Raw genomic sequence first — 21632 nt, 5'->3', positions numbered from 1 at the left:
TTTCGTCAGCAACTTTCAAAGCCATTTCGGCCTGTGTCCTTCCCCAGTTTGCTTCCTAGGTTCGCCGTCCAAGCCGATGAAACTGTTCGGGATACAGAAAGCAGAGCGGATCACCGTGGTGTGAGGAGCCTTGAGGCACATCCCTCGCCCAAGGCGAGCGACCGCGGATGGTAAAGCTGCTTAGACGGCGCTCCGCAGGCCTGACATGGCAATTCGCGGCAAGCGCCATATAGCGACGTTCAGCGGCTTACCCAGCTACGGTTTCTTGCGCAGTTTCTCCACACGTCGTCGGGAATACTTGCCTTCGCGTATTCGTCGAACGACGCGAGGCTTTCTGACGTGGGGATAGCAGAGCGGTCGGCGAAAGCGCGTATGCCGTCGGCCACGTTGCGGCGGCTGAGTGTGCCGAGACTCACCTGCCCCGCTTCCAGCTCATATTGGAGGGAGCCTGATGACGTCCAACCTCATGCGAGGCTGCCGTCCACAGGGCAGCTGCCATGTGCATATGGGGACATTGAAATTTCTCAGATAAATTGTGCAGTATGCACACGACCGATTGACATGCCAAGGAAAACGCAAGCCATGTCAGTGGCTTAGAGCGTTCTGGGCATGCGCTTTTATCTAGCCGTCACTCGCTATTATGCTATTATATTTTGATCGACTTTGTAGCCATCGTCCATTATTCTTTCAGATGCGATAGTATACTAAATTGCACTCTCAGACACGCTGCCGTCTCTTGATGTCGAGTCCTGATGCACCGTGCACTCCTGCGCGCTCAGGGACGAAGCTTTCGGGCTGTGATCGAACAGCAGCGCGTCAGCCGTCACGGTGCATTTGGCCATCGGATCCACGGGCAAGATCACACGCACTCGAGCGCGGTCCGGCCGGCTTGGGATCGGCGGAGCCGCAGGCGAGATCGTGGTTCCCGTTGTCCTGGTCTACATCAGTCCTCATCCGCCTGAAGCGGATCTCTGAACCTAAATCGCGATCCTCATCCCGCGGACGCGCTGCATTTCGACTGTCCATCTTCCGCTCAGCGATGCGCTCCCAGAAGACGGCGATCGTTGACGTGGGCGCGCTCGGCAACGTCGGATTTGCTCGCGGCTGGATTCCCGACGCAGATTTGGCGGGGCCCGCCGATTACGGTGGCCCTCGCCCTCGTACTCATCATCATGGGCGCCTAACATTTGCGCAATCTATCCGCCCGTGGCATCCTTGTTCTGGGGATAGGGCTATGCGGGGGCAAGCTATTCTTATCGCATTGCTGGCGTGGGGGTTATCCAGCTGCGCTGATTACCTAAGTCGCCATGACACGGTGACGCTGGCTGCTGGCAACTCCCAAAAACACAACATGCTTCTGCAGGCTGCAGAGCCGTTCAATCCGTCAGCCCGTGAGAACCGCATCCCCACAAGCGGGAAGCGAACCGCCTTGGTAATGGAGCGCTACCAGGGTCCGCCGGCGACATCGACCGGGCCGTCAGTAACCGTCAATGTGAAGAATGGGGGTGGCGAGCCTCCTTGCGACTTTGCAGATCAAAAAGACGCCGCTGGGATAGAGTGCGGCGACAGATCGGCGGAAAGACGTCCAGGAGGCGGGAATCCTTGAGGCCCCGGGGACAACGACCGCCCACAGGCTGGCAGAACAAGCGATTTAGACGGCGCAGGCGGCTGTCCTATGCCGTGCGGAAAGCGGTTGTGCCTGCTGCGATCATTGCGGGAATCTGGGCTTTCCAGGCGGTCGATAGAAACGGCGCGCCGATGGACCGCCCGATGTTCGACACCCTTGGTTTGAGCACCCCTCGCCCTGCGACGGAAACCATCGAAGGCCGTGCCTCGGTGGTCGACGGCGACACCATCGAGGTCGCTGGTCAGCGCGTCCGCTTCGATGGGATCGATGCCCCTGAGAGTTCGCAGTATTGCGAAGATGCGAAGGGTTTCGAATATCCTTGCGGTCAGAAGGCAGCACAGGCACTCGACGAATTCCTGGCAGCATCTCGGCCGGTGAAGTGCTCATTTGTCGAGTGGGATCAATATGGGCGCTTCGTCGGCAACTGCTTTCGTGCTGACGGCAAATCCGTGGCCGGCTGGCTCGTTGAGAATGGCCATGCACTCGACTGGCCGCGGTATTCGAACGGCACCTACGCAGAGCATCAGGCTGCAGCGAAGGGGGCAAAGCGAGGCATCTGGCAAGGGCAGTTTCAGGAGCCGTGGGAGTGGCGGACCGGCCGAACTGAAGACATGGCCCCAACCCCTGTGGCGCCAAGCCCGAGCCTCACACTGCTGGGCTCTTCCTCATGCGACATCAAAGGCAACATCAGCTCCAGGGGCGAACGCATCTATCACGTGCCTGGTCAGAAGTTTTACCGCCAAACCAAGATTTCGGAGAACAAAGGCGAGCGCTGGTTTTGTTCCGAAGCGGAAGCTAGGCAAGCCGGCTGGCGTAAAGCGATGCGATAGCTTCCTTGCGGTCGGTGAACCGCATGCAGCTAGCAGCCAACAAGGCAAAACAATTAATCGTATTTTCGATCAATCTCATCTGCGCGCCGTTTTACATCGTCGGTGTATGCGGCCAATCGTTCTTTGCCTTTGTTCCCCGCGTAGGTCATGCCAACTATCGCTTTATCCGTTCCGCGCAATACGAATTTCAACAGTCGAAGAGCCTGCTTATGAAATATCATGATTAGGAGTATCGGTATAACAACCGATGCCAACGCTATTGCATTGTCGATCTTCTCCCATTGCGCTTCGACCGCACTGTTATGGTAGCCGTATTCCCTCTTTACGCACGCTTGCAGTTGGTAGTCCTTAATGACCGTCACACCACTCTTTTTGTTGATCTCCGGAAGAATGATATCTCGGCATTTCACCACAAGTTCATCGTAAAGCGGCTCATCGGGAATGCCTAACCAATTGCTCATATCGTTTTCGCTGCTTGATGTCTTTTGGTCGTACACATGGATTATTCGTCTGCTTTCTGTTTGATCCGCTCGCTTACGTCGCTCATGTGGCTAGCCATGCGTCGTTTGCCACGAATTGCGCCTGCTATGCCGTCGATCACTGCATTCTCGATCTGCTTGCGGTAGTGATAGGCTAGAACCACCAGCACTAGGATCAGCACGAACCAAATGGCTGTGCTGGCCCATGACTGGATCCGCTCCCACATATGGAAACGGTCGCGGTATTTGTCCTCGCACGCCCAAAGTGCCTGATCCGTCAGCCCCTCGCACTTACGAGCCACGTAGGACATCATCTCATGCGTCCGATCATAGATCTCTGATATCTGCTCGCGGTCCAGTGGTGGCGCATCTGGACCAGTTGAAAGCCAAAAAGGCATTGCATTCCCCCTGTGGTGTCGATCTGGCTTTACCAGAGGGGGTAGTGCCCCCAATGGGCACTTGTAAACAAAAAATTATGTTTCCGTAGATTGGATACGGTGAAGAAAATCTCAAATACCGACGTATCCCTAGGTGCTCGGCATGCCTTTCCGGCTTCGCAGTTCTTCCACCCGGCGGTGATTGCGGTGATCCGATCTTCTCGTCCAGAATGAGTTTATTGATGGACGCTTGTCGAGGATCGCCACGGCGGCGAGTGCTGTCTCCAGCGTGTTGCCCAGCCACAGCCTTATTAGCTGAGCGATGAAAGGATTAACAGTGTGTGGCGAAATGACATCCTTGTACTGCCAGACGATCTGATTGCCTTCGCGTGGTCTGCACCCATGCGTGACTTGGCTGTCAAACTTGACCTATCCGACGTCGGATTGAGGAAACTCCTCGCGAGATGCGGTGTAACTCCCCCACCTCAAGGATACTGGAACAAAGTACGCGCCGGAAAAGCGGTGCCGGTGCGCCCCAAAGCACAGCCTCGCCGACCGGGAGAAATCGGCCGTTTGCGCGTCGACGCCCGTTTTGCCAAGATCCTAACACCAGCGACATCGCTTCCATCCGGCGGTCCTTTTGCTTCCGTTCTGGTTCCGGAGAACCTCGACGATCTCTACGCACAGGAGCTGAAAGCGATCAGCAACGCTTCAGTTCCGAGGACGCTGGATAAGCCGCACAGAGGGCTCGTGCAGTTGCTGGAGAAAGAGCAAAGTCGCCGAGAGAAAGCGGCAGGGCGCGACTGGGCCTGGGAACAGCCGAAGTTCGACACGCCGCTTGGCAGGCGGCGCCTGAAACTCCTCAATGCGATATTTCTGACGCTGGATAGGCGCGGACATGAGGGCGACGCCTACGAACATGATGGCGAGATTCATGCGCGCGCGATGATAGGCGACACCTATCTGGGCCTAGATTTTGCAATTGTGGGCAAGCACCGAACCGAGCGTCAACACGGCTACCAGCGGCCGGCGCCCGATCTCCCAGCGGCGACGCCACTCGTTCTGCGGCTCGTTCCAGGCTTTGATCGCAATGCGGCCGTGGCTTGGCAGGATGACGGCGACGGTGCACTGGAGGCAAAGATCGCTGAGATCGCCGCCGGGATCATCGTGGCGGGCGAGAAGAAGTTCAGGCAGACACTACGAGAAGCAGAGGAGCGCGCGAAGCAGGAGCAGATCGAGCAGGAAAAACGGCCAGGAACGGCTAGAACAGCTCAATCAGCGGCGCTTGGAAAACCTGCGCATGAGCGGGGAGCTTTTGCGCCAGGCCCAAGATATCCGCATGTTGGTTGAACGAGTTGGGCAGGCGATTGGAGAAGGTTCTGCCGGAGTTGACTCTTCGGCCCTCGAAGCCTGGCGACAATGGGCGCTCGCAGAGGCGAACAGGATCGACCCAGTATGCTCCGGCCATATCTTGACCCATCTTTACGAGCCTTCGGTTTGAGGGCCGCGGAAGAAGCTCGAAAGCGAGCGTAACGGAAACGGGCCTTCGCTCTCACTACCAATCACAAACAAAAAGCCGCCTCGATCAAATCGAGACGGCTAGCGATTTATGTTGGAAGTGGTTGCGGGGGCAGGATTCGAACCTGCGTCCTCCAGCTTATGAGGTTGGCGAGCTACGGGGCTGCTCCACCCTGACTTAAATTGAAACTGCTATCCAAAGATCGCTGTCGGCCTCGAGCAAGTCGAGCAGCAGCACAAACCGTTCGGGGTTCGGAAGCTCTGAGGCGGCCTGTCTCCAAAGGTCGAACTCAATCGGTCGCCAAATCCAGTCCTCACGCGCGGCCGATGGGTGTTGTCGCTGGGGCAGTGATAGCTCGCAGAACTCCCGGTCGCCCGCATGCCGAGCCCAGTCCCACTCCGGGATGTCGACTCCATTTCGCTGAACTCTGAGGTGGATGCCCATGATAGTCACCCCGCCCGATGACGCGTGCCCGGCCTCGCCAGGGTACGGGTGGCCAGTACCGCCGCCTCGAACTCTTGCCCGCGAGCATCGTATCACACCTGAAAGCAGATGCCTCTGTGCCGCCTTCCGCCGCTGCTCTTCACGCTGGCGTCGTTCGGATGCCGGCGGCGGCCTTCGCAGGCCGAAGGATCGAGTATCATAGCACTCCAGCGGAAACGTAGTTCTCAGCTTCGTCCACGTTGGCGCGCCAAGAGTGTACAAGAAAATCAATAACTTGCCAGTCTGCCTCTCTATGGCGCGTTGTCGGAACTTGGTTTCGTTGAATGACCTACTGCAGCCTGTGGAGAGGGTGGCAGCTTCCCGTCGATGATGCACCGCCGGAAGGCCACCTTGGCGAGCCGGTAAGACTGGATCGCGTCCTCTGGTGCCACACGGGCCCCATGGTGGACTACGCTTCCGCGCTTGCCATACATGTCGCGGATGACTTGAAAGGCACGGTCCCTGTCGGAGGGGCCGTCGCTCACGTAGTCGGCCAGCGCCCGGCAGATGGCCTTGGTCTTCTCCCGCTCGCCTCCTAGGTCGAATAGTGCTTCGATCGCCGTCCAAACAAGGACGGTCCCTATTTCAAGCGTCGGACTCCATTGCGCCTGGTCGTAGACCGAGAAGGCCCTGAAGAAGCGCTCCTCGTGGTAAAGGCGGGATGTGACTGGGAGCGCTGTGCGCAGCCATAGCAAATCCTCTTCGCTCGCAACCGTGCTGGGGGTGCGATATGGCCCGACCTGATGCGTCGCGCTCTCAAACGTCATGGGCCAAGGCTCATGCGTGACCTCCTTTTTGTCGAAAGGCATAGCGGCGAGCACGGCCATCCTGACGGGTGAGGACAGCTGTAGGCGCAATATCGCTGCAACCAGCCACGCGACTGCGGAAGGCGACAGGCCGTCGAAGGACGACACGTCGGTGATAGAAACCTGAACCCGGCTCTTGAACGTGTAGCCGCCGTTGATAGGAACCCACGGTCCGGGGTGCGGCGCTTTGGGGGTCGGAGGCGGAGCGAAGGCTAACAGCGAGGTGCCGAACATGTCTACGAAGACGCTGCGAAGTGAAACTCCGGGGGTGACTTCAAACCCGCTGTCAGGCAGCTCGATCCCGATGAGGCAGCCATAAAGCGGGAGTTGGTCAGTCCAGTTCTTCATGCTGTCAGCCCGTCGTCCCAGCTTTCTTCGCCTTGAACTTCTTAACGATTCGATTGGCGTTCTCGGCTCCAGTCATCCGCATCTCGTCTTGCTTCCGGAACGCGGCCTCAAGTGCGTCTCTCGGATCATAACGGCTATAATCGAGCTGAGGGAGCTCGTATCGATCCCTCAGGTCCCTCGCGATATCGAGTGCCAAAAGGCCTAATCCTGCCCATGCAAACCGCCGTTCCTCAAACCACTCCTCGTGATCTGGAGGTCCGGATTGCACCTCGGCAACAAACGATATCGTTTTCTCGGCTGACGCAATTTCGTTTGGCAAAGAGAGAACTCGGTCCATTAGAAGCGGGTCGATCGATCGCCAGTCTACGTCCTGGGGCAATTCGAGTGTTGGCGGCACCGAGTCGGGAAAGAGTTCTCCCTGCTGATCACGATACCCGCGATCAGCGACCACCTCCACGCAGCTCATCACAAAGGGATGAAGTACAGCGGAAACGCGGACGGCGAGAAAGGTGGCGTGCCTCAGGCGTTCGACTTCGCTATCTCTTCGGACTGTAAGGCGGTGCCCAAGGTACGTGACCAGGCCCGTTCCGACTGTAGTCACGAGTGCTGTTAGAAGAATCGTCTGCCAGTCCGTCATCAATCCAACTTTGCCTCGAGTTCCATCACGCCATAGTTCCATCGTTGGGCCTTCGGCGCAGGCATGTTGTAGAAGGATACGTAGGTATCAAAGGCTCGGACTTGCCCGGGTGGGACGTTGATGTAGGTCTCCCAGAGTTCGTTCTCTCCGATCGTTTCGCATTTCCCTGCGGGACAATCCTGGACGATGATCCGCAGCTTAAATGACCGGAGAATGTGGCTGCTGCGGTTCCTGACGGTGCCCTTCACCGTGTGGCCACCGAGACCGTTCGATCCCATTGTCAAATCGTAGAAGTCGACGTCTCGCTCGTTGATGAGCGTTTTTGCATAAGCCGTTCGCTTGGCCTGCCGTACCGAGTCCCAGTACGCATATGCGCCACCGACAGCTCCCAGAGCGACGATTCCGGCGAGGCACCAGAGAACCACTTTCCTGAAGCCCGGATAGTGAATTGCGAAGTAGATGACTGCTACACCGAACATCGCGGCCGCGACCCAAGCCATGTCCATTCCCCCTGACTATCCTGCGCTTGCTGCCAGCACTGCTTTCCGGAAAACGGGCCCATATGCTGCTTCGAGGCGAGCATCGTTCGCGGCTAGCTGCTGCCGTGTCATCGCAGCAAAAGGGAAGCCTGCCTCGACCCTCTGGAAGACCGGAGACATCGGGATCGGCTGATTGGCCGAGACTCTGGCCATGGTCTGATCAAGCGCGACGGTGCATTCAGCCGTTTCCTTCGCGGCCATCGTGAGAAGCTTAGCCTTCGCTTCGGGGCCTTCCATGGCAGGCACGCTCCTGAGGTGTTTCCGGAACTCGACCCCGGCGATGAGTCCGAGGGAACTCAAATCTGTGGCCCTTCCGGAAGCCAGGATATACCTTCTCCAACGCCAGGGCGGTCGCGATCCAGGCGAGCTTGGCCGCGTGCAGACGTACGTTGTCTGCCATCATGATTGTGACTGTGTTCTTTTCTAAGCCAAGCTGGGCAGCTTCGAAGACAGGCATGAACTCCGCCTCGACAATCTCGTAGGCAGCACGGAATGCACTGGCAGGGACGATGTTTTTGGCGTTGGCGGATACGGTGGAACTGGCCGGAAATGTCTTTCCGGTTTCGCGCTTAGGTGCGAATGCCAAGAACAGCAGAGCAAGAATAACCAGAATACCGATGAGCCATGGTGTCTCGTCCAGCCCGACACTGTCTGCTTGCATCCACAGCAGGACGGCGACGACGGCCGCCGCGCCCATGGCCAATCGTCTTTGAATCGTAGTCAGATTTATTCCCATGCCCACCCCCGGTTGCCGAGACCATATCAGCCGCTCTTTTACGGGCAAGAAATCTTCTCTCGGATCCTTGTTTCCGGCCGCCAGCGACCAGTACATAGTCATGGGAGCGAGAGGGGAGGGGCCTGATGTCGATCGAGGAATTCAATCGCCTCATCCGGTTGGGTTTGTGCTATACGACCGCAGAAGACGTGCTGAAGGGAAAGCTCGATGAGACCTTCGAGGTTGACCAGGCGCAAGAGCGCAAGAAAGTCCATACGTGGTGCCGAGGAAGGAAGAATATCCCGGTAGCACTTGAGGCTCTTTGGGACCTCGAACCGAGCAGGTTTTACTTGGTATTCGATGGTGACGACCCAAAGGATCACAACCCCGATGATTTCTCAGTTATCCAAGCGGAGTTACTCGATGTCCACCCCAAGCTGACGTACATATCTGGCAGAGATAAAGATCCATGGCATCGGCAGTACAAAAGCAGTAGTTGCAATACCGCTTATCGTTGGGTGAACGGACGACCAGTCACGCCGCCTCTGATCTGTGATTATGGGGCACAGATACATATTGAAGGCGGAATGCATCGTTACCATCTGGCGCACCATTACGGTGCAAAGGAAATGCCGTTTCTGGTCCGGGAAGAGAAGCTGCCAAACGTGCTCGCATTGCTCCCCTCCGCCAAGGTGTTGAAATAGGGCCGCATCCTGCAGAGCAGCGGCAGCTTACAAATTTCGGCCAGCAATAATTGCTACGACAGCAACGGCGGACGACGTGGCTTCCAGGCAGAGGGCCGTCAGTTTGCGCGTAGCCGTTCTACGGTGTTGTAGGTGCACGGCGAGCTCGATTGAGGCTTTGATGTGCGCCCGTATCTCCTTGTTGTCGCCTCCTGGCATCTCATTGTGCAGCCACGCATTCAGTTGCCGCTTCGCATCCGTCGAGCCAATCTTCGTCCCAGCCTCGTCCACCGCTACATGGATTGCCGGATCGTAGACAGCCTGGCCGAGCGAAATCAGGACCTCTCGGCAAACAAGGCCGACCGATTGCCAGTCCTCCTCCGCCGAAGCAGAGGTAAACTGCGCTCGGGCCTTCGCAAGGGAGCGGTCTACACGCTCCCAACCAGTAGGCTCGCGCTCGGCGACAGGACTCGGATGGTGCACTCGCCCCACGGCGGCCGCCACTGGTCCGGTAAACAGCTTCCGGATGTAGTCGCGGCGATCCGCGTAGGTATCGAAGCCCTGCGCCTTCCAAAAACGGAACCAATCCCACAAGCTCTCGTGCGGATTTTCGTATTTGATTCCTGCGCCGGAGCAGCCTTCCACCAGCCTGGCTTGCCGCGCGCCGTAGTAGTCGTCCACGTCTTGGATCGATTTATCTCCAGTCGCCACTGCAATCATCATTTGGCGGTGGATCACGAGATCGGGAAGCAGTGTTGCCGGGCCGTCCATTGGATCGCCCGCTTGCTTCACTATGATGTCGTCAGGAACGGCCAGGTCGGGTCTCCGGCTTAGGATAGCTTCCGCTATCCGCTTGCGGTCCCGCGGCGGCAGAGATGACAGCGCCTCCGAGAAAGGCTGTGGAGCGCGGACTACAACAACGGTTTGGTGACGGCCAGCGACACCGTATTCGATGCGTGCCATGGAAAGCAGCGCCGACAGATCATTCCGGCGCAGGCTATCGAGGAAATTGCAGGCGTTATCACGATCAGAATCAGTCATGTGGAAAGAAGATGTCAGCATGACCAGTAAGACAAGTCTGCGGGCGAGCGTCCGCCGGCGGATCGAGGGACTTGACCCCTGCGAACCACGAATGCAGCATCGAAGTCACGATCAAGAATTGCGCCCAAGGAGCTCTCGTGTCTTTACCGGCAGCTCGACCATTCGAGCGTCGAGCACGCGAGATCGACACCGTGCCGGGCGAATATCTGCGACTGCCTGTAGAGCGGCGTGTGGTCGCTATATTTGGAGACAAGTACCTGCGCCAAAAGCGCCGGGATCGCCACGCGAAGCTGGGCCGGAACCAGTCGAGCACCTCGCTGACGCTCTCGCCGATAGCATGGAGCGCGCCACCACAGCACGGATAAGTCGCCTCGCCCATGTCGAGCCGCACGTCCTCGCGCGGCAGACGATCGGGCACGGCTTGCGGTGGGCTGGCCGCCCCGATGGGGGAGTCTGGATGCTCGGTATGCTTTCCCGGATGCGGCGATGTCGCATCGAGGTTTTCTAGTGCGAGCGCCAACTGATCGGGATCAGCAGGATCACTGCCTGCAGGTGCAAAAACACGCCGACCGTCCGGCAGTTCGATTGCCATCGTCCCGTCAGATGGCTGCATGAGCCTCTGCAATGCCAGCGCCGCCGGCGTGTCGTCAGGTAGCGCCACGGATACGAGTTTTGCGCGCTTCCTTTGCACCACGTCGAACTGCACGCGCCAGCGGAACAGCATCTCCGTGACGATCCCGTGCTTGCGCGCAACAGCCGAAACGCTCCGCCCGGCTGGTCATTCTCCAGCACGATGGCACGTTTATTCGCGTCGCTGAAGAAGCGCCGGGCAGGTTGTCGGGGCGTCGGCCCATCCGTTGCGGCAACTGTCAAGCCGCCTTCGGGCCTCGTCTCGTTAGCACTAGTGCTAACGGCCGGGCGGGCGGAGGGATGAAGATGCGTGCGCCAGTCGACCTCCACCTCGCTGTCGTCCAGGCGGTCGCGCCAACGGCGCAGTCCATAGGGCGAAAGATGCAGCGCCGCGGCGTATTCGCGAACACCCACCACGCTCCAGTTCATCGCCTCGACATGCATCGCCCAGAACGCCGGGAGCGCACGATTGCGCACATCCGTGCTCGCGCCAAAGCGCTGTTTTTGGCGCCGCCGCGGCTTCTTCTCCCGCCCTATCTGCCACCGCTCACGGCGCACTTGTGCCTACGATTCCGCATGTTTACGCGCCGCCTCCTTGCCCATCAGGTAGCCAAGCCAGCGCTCGAACGTACGCCGGTTGAGATAGTGATGGCGGCAATAGGTTGTGCGCGCCAACCCGCTCTGACGCCATGCTTTGACGTGAACCACGAGAAGGACTGCCGTGCCGTGTTCTCGAAATGTCTCAAATTCGCCGGAGATCCTCCACGCTACGAAGGAACCCCACATGCAGCGATTTTGCACTACGCCAATGAGGTGTCAGGACCGGACGCTTACGAAACGACAGAAGGACGGCGAGATAAAAGCGCATGCCCGAAACGCGTTAAGCCATTGGCATGGCTTGCGTTTTCCGGTGCATGACGATCGGTCGCGGGCATACTGCCCGGTTTTTATGGGAGATTTCAGTACCTTCGCATGCACATGATAGTTGCTCCGGCAGCCGGCAGCCGGCAGCCTCGCATAAGGTGGGAGATCGGGGACATGCACAAGCGCTTGAGCTGCAGATCGGCCAGCAGATCTAACGCCTCTTGAAAAGGGTTGCGTGTTGGGACGTTCAGGTCGGGACTGTGCTCCCTCCGGTCACGCACAGAGGTTCAGCGGTACGGTATGGCCGATCCCATTCGAAGCAGTCGCTTTCGCCACCCCTACTGAACGAAGGCTTTGCCTTATCTCGGACATTCAGCCTCGGCGATTCGGGTTCTGAAAGCGACGCTCATGAGCTGTATCGGAAACCGACGACACTAGGGACAGCCCGCATCCCCAGATTAAACGGCCGAATCCGTGTGTGTGTGTGTTTAAGATTCCCACGCGGTCGTTAGCCGGTAGTCTCCATCCCCCGGGGGACACGATGCATCTACATTCCTATCGACTGCGGAATTTCCGGCGGCTTCGGGACGTGCACGTTGAGCTTGCATCTGACATCTCCATTTTCGTTGGGGCGAAACAACAGCGGAAAAACATCTGCCACGCAGGCGATGCAGATGTTTCTCTCGGGCGGTAAAGATGCCTTCTCGCTGTATGATTTCAGCACGCATGTCTGGCCGTTGCTGGACGAGATCGGCGAACGAGAGGACGAGATCGCCGAGTTCGAGTTTCCTACCGTCTCGCTCGACCTTTGGTTCGAGGTTAGGAGCGGAAGACCTCTATCTCGTTACCTTTATCCTGCCTTCGACCGATTGGGCCGGAACGCTCGTCGGCGCCCGTGTAGAACTCGGGCCGAAGAAAATCGCCGAATTGATCGAGCGTTACCGCGCTGCTCGTGATGATGGCCGGGCGAAGGCGGCCGCGCTGGACCATGGCGCGGGCGACTATGTGCCATGGCCGAAATCGCTGTCGGCTTACCTGCTTGGGGAACTGAGACGCGAGTACGAACTGCGCTACTTCGTCCTCGATCACACGCAGTTTGATGCGAAGTTTCAGGCGAAGGAAGGATACCAGCCACTATAGCGCAATCTTGATCAGCGTCAGGACGACCATCAGGCGCTTAAGGCGCTGTTCGAGTCTGAGGTCGGCCTCGACAAGCATCTTGCGGAAGTTTTTAAGGACACGTTGGAGCGATTGGGGCGCTTGGATTATCCCGGCCTCAATAACCCACAGCTCGAAATCAAGTCGGCGCTAAACCCCGCGTCCATCATGACGCAGGACGCGCGCGTCCACTATATCGTGGGCGAAGGCGCGCAGACGATCATGCTGCCTGACACCTACAACGGACTCGGCTTCAAAAACCTGATTTATATGGTGGTCGAAGTGCTCGACCTTCAGGAACGCTGGAAGGCCGAAGAGGACAAGCGCGCTCCCCTCCATCTCATTTTCATCGAGGAGCCCGAGGCGCACCTTCATGCGCAACTCCAGCAGGTGTTCATTCGCAACATTCTCGATTTGCTAGTCATGCCGGGTGAGGTCGGGGGATCATTCGCCGGCCAGGCGATTATTACGATGCACTCGCCGCACATCCTTTACGAGCGCGGCTTTCAGCCGATCCGCTACTTCCGGCACGACTTAGTTGGAAACGATCAGGTCACCGAAATGCTCAACCTCTCCGCGTTCTACGCGCAGGAAACAGAGCATCGCGATTTTCTGCAAAGGGATCTGAGGCTCAGCCACTGCGATTTGTTTTTCTCGGATGGCGCCGTGCTCGTCGAGGGCAACGTCGAGCGATTGCTGCTCCCCATGTTGCGGCGAACGAACCCGAGGCCGAAGAGAACGAAGGCGGTGAAGCGGAGGGGAAGAAGATCCTTCAAACGAGATCAATTCGATGGCCGCGTTCCTCGCGTGTATTCGCACTTCGCCAAGCGGCCAGAGCATCGGCTCACATGGCGCGAGTTCGAAATCTTGCTATTTAGAATCTTTCAAAACCAAGGCTTTACGTGTGAGATTGGCCCCGGCTCGAACGATGGCGGCATTGACGTTCGCGTGCTTCAGCGCGATCCCCTCGGGACATATTGACGATTGTTCAGGCGAAAAAAATACGCCCCGAAGAACAAGATACATGTCCGCCGTAGCCGCTCTCCACGGCAGGCAAGGTGCCGACGCTCAAGCCTGGCGCTGCTCGCACGGCCTAAAGGAGCAGACGAGCGTTCGCGCGATAGGCGAGTGCTATGAAGCCGAGGTAGGAATCTTTGTTTTGTCCTAGCGGTGGCGGCCAGTTTTCGTTGAACAACAGGCGCTGACGAGATTGCGCCAACGGTATTTTTGCCGGTCGTGCGGAGCAGGACTTTTTGCGGTTGGTCTAGGAGGGGATTACAGCTTCGACGCCGGCGCAGGCGATCTCGTTGCCGATGGCGAGCAATGCCTCGATCCGGTCGGCAAGCATACGGAACAAAGGGCCAAAGCCTTGGGTGTCGTGCGCTTGTCCCCGCGTCAGCACGAAGCCTAGCGGTCGACCCCTGGCATCGCATCGTGCATGGAGTTTAGTAGGGAAGCCGCGACGCGATGGGCCAAGCGCCTCGATTCGTGACTCCCTTTTTATGCCGACTGCACAATTCTCTCGACCATCTCACAGCGTTTCGAGTGGAATCGAACACGCCGGTCACGACCCTTCGTCGGTAGCGGCGGAACACCCTGTTCCACTTGCGATATTCGTCGGGCAGGCGTCGCCACTGCGACCCGGCCCGCGCCATCCACATTATGCTCTCGAATAGAGCCGGTTGTCCTGTGCCGGTCGGCATCCGCGCCCTCCTCAGGGGCAGCCGCAGCCCGATCAAACCCCATTCCTCGTCCGCAACCCCGATCCGATCGCCTAGCGCCGCCTCCAAAAGACACCGTTGAATTGAACGCCGAGTCGAGCGTCGTGCTTTGTCCCCGAAGCCTAGTTGAGGAGGCAACTCGACCAAGCAATCGCTTACAAAGATCTCGCGTAAGAACGGCTCATTTGTCGGCGGGCGACAAATGTCTTGACAGAAATCGCGAAAAGAAAATAAGAAAGGTACTGCAGCGGGATAGCTGCATCGGAATTGGGGTATTTGAAGGCCCCCGACTGGCGCGATAGCGCCGTCGGGGGCCTTTTTGTTTTGCGCACTAGGAGGAGATACGCGCCATGAAGAAGACTCCGTTTTACGACAGTGGCCTTGAATATGGGGCCAAAATGGCCGAGCTGTTCGGCTATTGGCTGCCAGTGGAATATAGCGCCGGACATTCGCGGGAACATTTGGCAACACGTGAGAGCGTTTCACTGTGTGATCTGGATTACATGGCCGAATTTGTGATCGAAGGACCCGATGCACTTCCGTTGGTTCAGATGCTCGCGACGAACGACTATTCCAAGAAGAATATCGGCTCCGTGCAATATACCGCGATGTGTGACGAAGACGGTCGGATGATCGACGACTGCACGATCTGGGTCATGGACAAGAACAAGTATATGATCATCAGCGGTTCAGAAGACGATTACGCCTGGATTTCCAAGCAGGCGAAGCCGTACGACGTGGCCACTACAAACGTGACCGATAAGCACACAACGCTTGCACTGCAGGGACCGAAGGCCAATCGCGTGCTGCAGCCACTGGTCGACATCGACCTCTCGACCATAGGCTACTATCGGTTCAGGCCGGCAAAGATTTCCGGTATCGAGTGCATCATTGCGCGCATGGGCTACACGGGTGAAGCCGGTTTCGAGCTCCATTTCGCGTCGACTGAAGGACCGACCATCTGGAACCTGGTCATGAAGGCTGGCCAGGCCTACGACATTGTTCCATGTGCCCAGGCCGCTCTGGAGAGCCTTCGTCAGGAAGCCGGATATCTTTTGGTCGGCAAGGACCACGACCGCAGTACCAATCCCTTCGAAGCTGGTATCGGGTTTGCCGTGAAGTTTGGAAAAGAGAATTTCATCGGTAAGGCTGCCTTGCAGCGAATCGTCCGCGAGGGGGTAACCCGCCGGATGGTGTGGCTCGACATTCTCTCCGGCGACGTAGCTGAAACCGGCGACAAGATATTTGTCGGTGACCGCGAAATCGGAACGGTAACCAGCGGATCCTTCTCGCCGACCAGAAAGCGCGGAACTGCCATGGCTTTTGTAAACCCCGCCCACGCCGTCCCGAGCCTGGACGTTACGGTCCTGCTGGACAATGGCACGCGATCGAATGCGAAGCTGTCGGTTATGCCGCTATATGACCCCGGAGACACCCGCACCAAGAACTTCGCCTAATCCATTAGAGTTGAAGCTTCCTCCTAGGGGGAGGCTTCAACCGGCATGGTTTTCCTTTGTTCCCGATCGGAGCAGCCTTTATGAACAGATTCTTTCTGACGACTGGGTTCTCACTTGCAACCGCGGCGGCCCAGGCTCATCCCGGAACCGGCCACGCACATGGGATTGCCGCCGGTCTTTCTCATCCGCTTGGCGGTTTGGACCATGTCCTAGCTATGGCGGCCGTGGGCCTGCTGGGATACCTACTCGGCGGTTGCTTTCGTTGGCTGCTGCCGGCTGCATTCCTAGGTATGATGGTCTTGGGTGGCGCGGTCAGCGTCAGCGGCATCACTCTACCGGCAGTGGAGGCTGCGATTGTACTCTCGGTTATTATAATCGGAGCCTTGATTTTAATCGCACCTAACGTTCCCGGCTCAGTTGCACTCGCGATGACCGGGTTCTTTGCCGTTTTCCATGGTCACGCTCATGTAGCCGAAATGCCATTGGATGGCAGCGCCACGAGCTACGCACTGGGTTTTGTGTTGACGACCGCACTGCTTCATGCCGCAGGCGCGGCGCTTGGCGCCGGAGTTGCAGCAATCGGTGGCTCGCCGCTTGTCAGGCTGACAGGTGGGGCTGTGACCGGTTTAGGGCTGGGTATTTTGGCCGGTCTCATCTGATCGCAACCGCAGGGCGAGCGATATCGGCCGTAATTTTGCTTCGTCAAAGCAGTCGAACAGCGTTCAAAAGACCCGGTCCGCTTATGTTCAGCGCCGCGCGACAGCCGATGACTATCGCGCTGTTGAGGGCGAATAGGGCGGCCTCCGCCTGCCGTGCGGCAGGCCAGTCAGCACCTCGTTTTTAATCTGGGAGCCTGAGGCTCCGCGGAAATCGAACCAAACTCAAGGGAAGAGAGTCATGGCCGAATTCAAGACCGACATCGAGATCGCGCGTGCGGCGAAGAAGAAGCAGATCCAGGAGGTCGGTGCCAAGATCGGCATTCCGAGCGAACATCTGCTGCCTTATGGCCACGACAAGGCGAAGATCTCGGCCGAGTTCATCGGCAATGTGCGCAAGAACAAGGACGGCAAGCTGATCTTGGTCACCGCGATCAACCCGACACCGGCCGGCGAAGGCAAGACCACGACGACAGTCGGTCTCGGCGATGGTTTGAACCGCATCGGCAAGAAGGCGATCGTGTGTATCCGCGAAGCCTCGCTTGGACCCAACTTCGGCGTCAAGGGCGGTGCTGCCGGTGGCGGTTATGCCCAGGTCGTGCCGATGGAGGACATGAACCTCCACTTCACCGGCGACTTCCACGCCATCACCACCGCGCACAATCTTTTGTCGGCGCTGATCGACAACCACATCTACTGGGGCAACGAGCTCGGCATCGACACCCGCCGCGTCGTGTGGCGCCGGGTGATGGACATGAACGACCGGGCGCTCCGCGAGATCAACTGCTCGCTCGGCGGCGTTGCCAACGGTTTTCCGCGTGAGGCCGGCTTCGACATCACCGTTGCCTCCGAAGTCATGGCGATCCTGTGCCTGGCGACCGACCTCAAGGATCTCGAAAAGCGTCTGGGCGACATCATCGTTGCCTATCGCCGCGACAAGACGGCAGTCTATGCCCGTGACCTCAAAGCCGACGGCGCGATGGCGGTGCTGCTCAAGGATGCCGTCCAGCCCAACCTGGTGCAGACGCTGGAAAACAACCCCGCCTTCGTCCATGGCGGCCCGTTCGCCAACATCGCCCATGGCTGCAACTCGGTGGTCGCGACCACCACCGCGCTCAAGCTCGCCGACTATGTCGTCACCGAAGCCGGCTTCGGCGCTGATCTGGGTGCCGAGAAGTTCTTCGACATCAAGTGCCGCAAGGCTGGCCTCAAGCCTGCCGCTGCGGTCATCGTGGCGACAGTCCGCGCGATGAAGATGAATGGCGGCGTCAAGAAGGAAGAGCTCGGCAAGGAAAATGTCGATGCGGTGAAGAAGGGCTGCGCCAATCTTGGCCGCCACATCGAGAATGTGAAGCAGTTCGGCGTGCCGGTGGTGGTGGCGATGAACCACTTCGTCTCCGACACCGACGCCGAGATCGCGGCGATGAAGGACTATGTCGCCTCGATGGGTGCCGAGGCAATCCTGTGCAAGCACTGGGCCAAGGGTTCGGCCGGCATTGAGGAGCTCGCCCACAAGGTGGTGCAGCTCGCTGAATCGGGTGCTTCGCAGTTCTCGCCGCTCTATCCCGACGAGATGAAGCTGTTCGACAAGATCGACACCATCGTCAAGCGCATCTACCGCGGCTCGGAGGCGATCGCCGACAAGTCGGTGCGCGACCAGTTGCATCAATGGGAACAGGCGGGCTACGGCCATTTGCCGGTGTGCATGGCCAAGACGCAGTATTCGTTCTCGACCGATCCCAACCTGCGTGGCGCCCCTGTCGACCATGTCGTGCCGGTGCGCGAGGTCAGGCTTGCCGCCGGTGCCGGCTTCATCGTCGCCATCTGCGGTGAGATCATGACCATGCCCGGCCTGCCCAAGGCACCGTCGTCGGAAAAGATCTTCCTCAACGAACAAGGCCAGATCGAAGGTCTGTTCTAAGGCGAACGCGTCTTAACATAAGGATTAGAAATACGTGTCAATCATTATCGACGGGAAAGCGGTGGCGGCCGATGTAGTCGCCAAGGTCCGGATCGCAGCCGAAAAGCTGATCGCCGAGACCGGTGTTGTTCCAGGCATCGCGGTGGTCATCGTCGGCCATGACCCGGCAAGCCAGGTCTATGTCGCTTCCAAGGGCAAGAAAGCCAAGGAATGCGGTTTTCATTCCATCGAACATGCGCTGCCGTCCGACACCTCTGAAGCTGATCTGGTCGCGCTGGTGCAGAAACTCAACGCCGACCCCAAGATCCACGGCATCCTCGTCCAGTTGCCCCTGCCCGACCATGTCGACGCCGGCAAGATCATCCAGACGATCTCGGCCGACAAGGATGTCGACGGCTTCCATTTCACCAATGTCGGCAAGCTCGGTACCGGCGAACTCGATACCGCCTTCGTGCCCTGCACGCCGGCCGGCTCGATGCTGCTGATCGAGCGTGCGCTTGGCCGCGACCTGTCGGGCCTCAATGCAGTCGTTGTCGGGCGCTCCAACATCGTCGGCAAGCCGATGGCCAATCTGCTGCTCAATGCCAATGCCACTGTCACCATCGCCCACAGCCGCACCAAAGACCTGCCGGCCTTGTGCCGCAGCGCCGACATCCTGGTGGCAGCGGTCGGCCGTCCTGAAATGATCAAGGGCGACTGGGTCAAGCCGGGCGCAACGGTCATCGATGTTGGCATCAACCGCCTCAGCGCAGACGCCAACGGCAAATCGAAGCTCGTCGGCGATGTCGACTATGCCAGTGCGGCAGAACAGGCTGGCGCCATCACCCCGGTGCCGGGCGGCGTCGGCCCGATGACGATCGCACTTTTGATGGCCAATACGGTCACCTCGGCCTTCCGCGCGGCAGGTCAGGCGTTTGACTTCGACGCTTACAGTTGACCGGTGCATGGAGGCCTCAGAAAGAAGCCGATACCGCCCAAGGCTACTGATTGTAGAGCGAAATCAGCTGGTTATCGCAGCGTTGCGCGACATGATCAGCCGCGACGAACGTTTCGACTTCGCTGCCGGCATCAATAGCGGTAAGGCGTTTCTGGAGGCCGTGGAAGAAACGAAGACGGCCTTCGACGTGGCAATCGTGGGCTGGAAACTATCCGACATGAACGCCTCCGAACTGCTAATCGAGCTTCATCGCCGGCAGCTCGCGATGCGCGTGGTTATTTTCAGCAACGATCATGACCCAGGCATTCTGAAGCAGTGCGTACGCCTTGGCGCGCACGGCTTTTGCTATCAGTTCGATGATCCCAGCGTCCTGTTCGGCACGCTTGCTGCGGTCGCAAACGGCCGTATTTGCATTCCCTTTATAGAGGTCTCCAAAATCAATGAGACGCCCTTATCACGCCTGACGCCGCGCGAATTGGAATTGCTCGCTGTGCTCGCCAATGGCTGGACCAATTTGCAGATTGCCACCAGGACCGGTATTTCGGAGAACACAGTCAAGTACCATTTGAAGAATCTGTATGACAAGCTCGGCGTCCGCAATCGGGCAATGGCGGTGGCGCTGTTTGTCATGGATACGAAACAATAAGCCTCCAGACGGCTGCCAGGCAGCGTTCGCGCGCGGCAAGCCGAGCTTAATCAACAGGGCGAGGCGCCCCCTGGGATGTCAGGACCGTTAACGACCTTCGATTTGTCATTGTCGATCGGAAGAACCAACTTAGCATGAATCCTGATAACGACGCCTAACCGTCTTTTAATATTGACGTCGCTTTGCATCTGTGCAAGCATTCAATCAGGTGGCGGGATAGTCACCTTTTGGTACCACGCGCCGCCCCTCAGGATAAATCCTGCCGGCTAGCAGTTGTGGTCCACCTTCATCTCAAAATTGCCGACATCTTTTCGCGAAGCCGACGACTGCCGTTTGCTCAACGGAACCGATGTCAGCTGGCGCTTTGAGCAGTCAACAAAAACAAGGGGAACGCAAATGAAAACAACAATGCAGAAGATTTCCGTGTTGCTTGCCGTAACTGTCCTGTGGACCGGGAGCGCAGTTGCGGAAGAGGAACCGATCGTGTTGGGGATTCCCGTTGGCCTAAGCGGGGCAAACAGCGTCGTGGCACCGTCCGTGATTCAGGCGACCGAACTCGCTGTCTCCGAAATCAATGAGGCGGGCGGGTTGCTGAACAGAAAGCTGGTCATTGAAGTCGCCGACGATGCGTCCGGCGCCGCCGGGGCTCAGAAGGCCTACGATTCCCTTGTCTTTCAAAAGGAAGTCGACGCCATCGTGGCAATGGAAACGACGGCGGCTCGCAACGCCGGCCTGCCGATCATCACGCGGGGGCAAATTCCGTACATCTACACCTCCTTCTATGAAGGCGCCTCCTGCAATAAGTATCAGCACATCAACGCCTGGGTGCCACAACAGATGGTTTCCCTCATGGTTGATTATTTCATGTCGGATCATGGCGCGAAGAAATTTTTCCTGGTTGGCAGCGACTACGCGTTCGGTCGGGGTCTTCTTGGTGATACTAACAAGTACATCGCCGAGAAGGGCGGAACCGTTGTAGGAGAAGAATACAATCCGATGGATGCTACGGATTGGACGGCAATCGTCAGTAAGATCCGCGCGACCAACCCGGACGCCATCATTACTTCCACAGCCGCTGGTGCGCCGAACGTCACCTTCACGAAGCAATTGCGATCGGCAGGCATCACTGCCAAATACGGTAATTACGCGCTTGATGAAGGTACGGCAAAGACCCTTGGGCCTGATGCCGAGGGGATCTATCTCGGCGGTACCTACTACACCGGTATCGCCTCGGAGAAAAACGCCCGGTTCTTGAAAGCGCTGAAAGCCAAGTTCGGGGAAAAGACTGAAACGCCGAATGAGCTGTCCGTGCCGCAATACGATGCTGTGCATCTCTACGCCTTGGCGGTCAAGAAGGCCGGGACAACGGATACGGATGCGGTCGTAAAGGCGCTAAGCGAAGTGACTTTCGACGGCCCTCGCGGTTCGGTGCTGATGTCGAAACAGCGTCATGCTCCGCTGACGATGTATCTCGCGCAGGTCGATGCAAAGGGCGACACAACCATCATCAAGTCCTATCCCAATGTAGATCCGGGCGAGCAGTGCCCCAATCTGTGAC

21 protein-coding genes are annotated in these 21632 nt (G+C 58.2%); 11 read left to right on the top strand and 10 right to left on the bottom strand.

What is annotated here, in order from left to right:
- The first annotated feature begins 1695 nt into the window (after positions 1-1695).
- Complete coding sequence (locus tag ACHMW7_RS29740) at positions 1696-2457, top strand: thermonuclease family protein (protein ID WP_395448894.1); 762 nt, start codon at positions 1696-1698, stop codon at positions 2455-2457.
- A gap of 53 nt (positions 2458-2510) precedes the next feature.
- Here the strand turns inward: ACHMW7_RS29740 and ACHMW7_RS29735 are convergent, their stop codons facing one another.
- Both ACHMW7_RS29735 and ACHMW7_RS29730 read right to left on the bottom strand, forming a co-directional pair.
- The gene (locus ACHMW7_RS29735) at positions 2511-2954 is read right to left on the bottom strand and encodes a hypothetical protein (RefSeq protein ID WP_395448893.1); all 444 of its coding nucleotides are present in this window, start codon (positions 2952-2954) and stop codon (positions 2511-2513) included.
- 5 nt (positions 2955-2959) lie between these two features.
- Positions 2960-3334 carry a hypothetical protein gene (locus tag ACHMW7_RS29730; protein ID WP_395448892.1) on the bottom strand — a complete coding sequence of 125 codons (375 nt, stop codon included), beginning with the start codon at positions 3332-3334 and terminating at the stop codon, positions 2960-2962.
- 552 nt (positions 3335-3886) lie between these two features.
- On the opposite strand from ACHMW7_RS29730, the gene ACHMW7_RS29725 reads away from it, so the two are divergent.
- Positions 3887-4663: a hypothetical protein gene (locus ACHMW7_RS29725; protein ID WP_395448891.1), complete on the top strand. Its 777-nt coding sequence runs from the start codon at positions 3887-3889 to the stop codon at positions 4661-4663.
- A 903-nt stretch (positions 4664-5566) separates the two neighbouring features.
- Here ACHMW7_RS29725 and ACHMW7_RS29720 read toward each other — a convergent pair.
- From ACHMW7_RS29720 to ACHMW7_RS29705, 4 genes are all read right to left on the bottom strand, one after another.
- Entirely contained in the window at positions 5567-6469 is a 903-nt protein-coding gene (locus tag ACHMW7_RS29720) for a hypothetical protein (protein ID WP_395448890.1), read from the bottom strand.
- 4 nt (positions 6470-6473) lie between these two features.
- The gene (locus ACHMW7_RS29715; protein ID WP_395448889.1) at positions 6474-7106 is read right to left on the bottom strand and encodes a hypothetical protein; all 633 of its coding nucleotides are present in this window, start codon (positions 7104-7106) and stop codon (positions 6474-6476) included.
- Positions 7106-7606 (bottom strand): hypothetical protein, encoded by a 501-nt coding sequence (locus ACHMW7_RS29710; RefSeq protein ID WP_395448888.1) that lies wholly within the window; start codon positions 7604-7606, stop codon positions 7106-7108. The genes ACHMW7_RS29715 and ACHMW7_RS29710 overlap by 1 nt, the downstream gene beginning before the upstream one ends.
- A 250-nt stretch (positions 7607-7856) precedes the next feature.
- On the bottom strand, positions 7857-8381 hold the full coding sequence (locus ACHMW7_RS29705) for a hypothetical protein (protein ID WP_395448887.1): 525 nt from the start codon (positions 8379-8381) through the stop codon (positions 7857-7859).
- A gap of 125 nt (positions 8382-8506) precedes the next feature.
- Here ACHMW7_RS29705 and ACHMW7_RS29700 point away from each other — a divergent pair, with 125 nt between their 5' ends.
- Positions 8507-9064, top strand: coding sequence for a hypothetical protein (locus ACHMW7_RS29700; RefSeq protein WP_395448886.1), 558 nt, complete (start codon positions 8507-8509; stop codon positions 9062-9064).
- A 27-nt stretch (positions 9065-9091) separates the two neighbouring features.
- Here the strand turns inward: ACHMW7_RS29700 and ACHMW7_RS29695 are convergent, their stop codons facing one another.
- The 3 genes from ACHMW7_RS29695 to tnpA form a co-directional block, all read right to left on the bottom strand.
- On the bottom strand, positions 9092-10105 hold the full coding sequence (locus ACHMW7_RS29695; protein WP_395448885.1) for a hypothetical protein: 1014 nt from the start codon (positions 10103-10105) through the stop codon (positions 9092-9094).
- 122 nt (positions 10106-10227) lie between these two features.
- A complete protein-coding gene (locus ACHMW7_RS29690) occupies positions 10228-10368 on the bottom strand; it encodes a transposase (RefSeq protein WP_395448884.1) in 141 nt (46 codons plus the stop codon).
- 910 nt (positions 10369-11278) lie between these two features.
- Positions 11279-11500, bottom strand: coding sequence for an IS66 family insertion sequence element accessory protein TnpA (gene tnpA / locus ACHMW7_RS29685; RefSeq protein ID WP_395448883.1), 222 nt, complete (start codon positions 11498-11500; stop codon positions 11279-11281).
- 1005 nt (positions 11501-12505) lie between these two features.
- Here tnpA and ACHMW7_RS29680 point away from each other — a divergent pair.
- The gene (locus ACHMW7_RS29680; RefSeq protein WP_199914581.1) at positions 12506-12718 is read left to right on the top strand and encodes a hypothetical protein; all 213 of its coding nucleotides are present in this window, start codon (positions 12506-12508) and stop codon (positions 12716-12718) included.
- A 45-nt stretch (positions 12719-12763) separates the two neighbouring features.
- Positions 12764-13717 carry an AAA family ATPase gene (locus ACHMW7_RS29675; protein WP_310329494.1) on the top strand — a complete coding sequence of 318 codons (954 nt, stop codon included), beginning with the start codon at positions 12764-12766 and terminating at the stop codon, positions 13715-13717.
- Between the two features lie 464 nt (positions 13718-14181).
- On the opposite strand, the gene ACHMW7_RS29670 is transcribed toward ACHMW7_RS29675, so the two are convergent.
- Positions 14182-14439, bottom strand: coding sequence for a transposase (locus tag ACHMW7_RS29670; protein WP_395448882.1), 258 nt, complete (start codon positions 14437-14439; stop codon positions 14182-14184).
- Between the two features lie 368 nt (positions 14440-14807).
- Here ACHMW7_RS29670 and gcvT point away from each other — a divergent pair, with 368 nt between their 5' ends.
- The 6 genes from gcvT (at position 14808) to ACHMW7_RS29640 (ending at position 21631) form a co-directional block, all read left to right on the top strand.
- A complete protein-coding gene (gene gcvT, locus ACHMW7_RS29665; protein WP_055980212.1) occupies positions 14808-15914 on the top strand; it encodes a glycine cleavage system aminomethyltransferase GcvT in 1107 nt (368 codons plus the stop codon).
- 80 nt (positions 15915-15994) lie between these two features.
- Positions 15995-16573 carry a HupE/UreJ family protein gene (locus tag ACHMW7_RS29660; RefSeq protein WP_055980209.1) on the top strand — a complete coding sequence of 193 codons (579 nt, stop codon included), beginning with the start codon at positions 15995-15997 and terminating at the stop codon, positions 16571-16573.
- Between the two features lie 238 nt (positions 16574-16811).
- Positions 16812-18491 carry a formate--tetrahydrofolate ligase gene (locus ACHMW7_RS29655; protein ID WP_055980206.1) on the top strand — a complete coding sequence of 560 codons (1680 nt, stop codon included), beginning with the start codon at positions 16812-16814 and terminating at the stop codon, positions 18489-18491.
- A 34-nt stretch (positions 18492-18525) separates the two neighbouring features.
- On the top strand, positions 18526-19428 hold the full coding sequence (gene folD, locus ACHMW7_RS29650) for a bifunctional methylenetetrahydrofolate dehydrogenase/methenyltetrahydrofolate cyclohydrolase FolD (protein WP_055980203.1): 903 nt from the start codon (positions 18526-18528) through the stop codon (positions 19426-19428).
- Between the two features lie 91 nt (positions 19429-19519).
- Positions 19520-20074: a response regulator transcription factor gene (locus ACHMW7_RS29645; RefSeq protein ID WP_244487907.1), complete on the top strand. Its 555-nt coding sequence runs from the start codon at positions 19520-19522 to the stop codon at positions 20072-20074.
- A gap of 408 nt (positions 20075-20482) precedes the next feature.
- The gene (locus ACHMW7_RS29640; protein ID WP_108606927.1) at positions 20483-21631 is read left to right on the top strand and encodes a substrate-binding protein; all 1149 of its coding nucleotides are present in this window, start codon (positions 20483-20485) and stop codon (positions 21629-21631) included.
- Position 21632 lies beyond the last annotated feature (1 nt).

The sequence above is a fragment of the Aminobacter sp. UC22_36 genome (assembly GCF_044056035.1).
Taxonomy (GTDB): Bacteria; Pseudomonadota; Alphaproteobacteria; order Rhizobiales; family Rhizobiaceae; genus Aminobacter.
The sequence above is the reverse complement of the archived record's forward strand: the minus strand, read 5'-3'. Positions and strand labels throughout refer to the sequence as shown.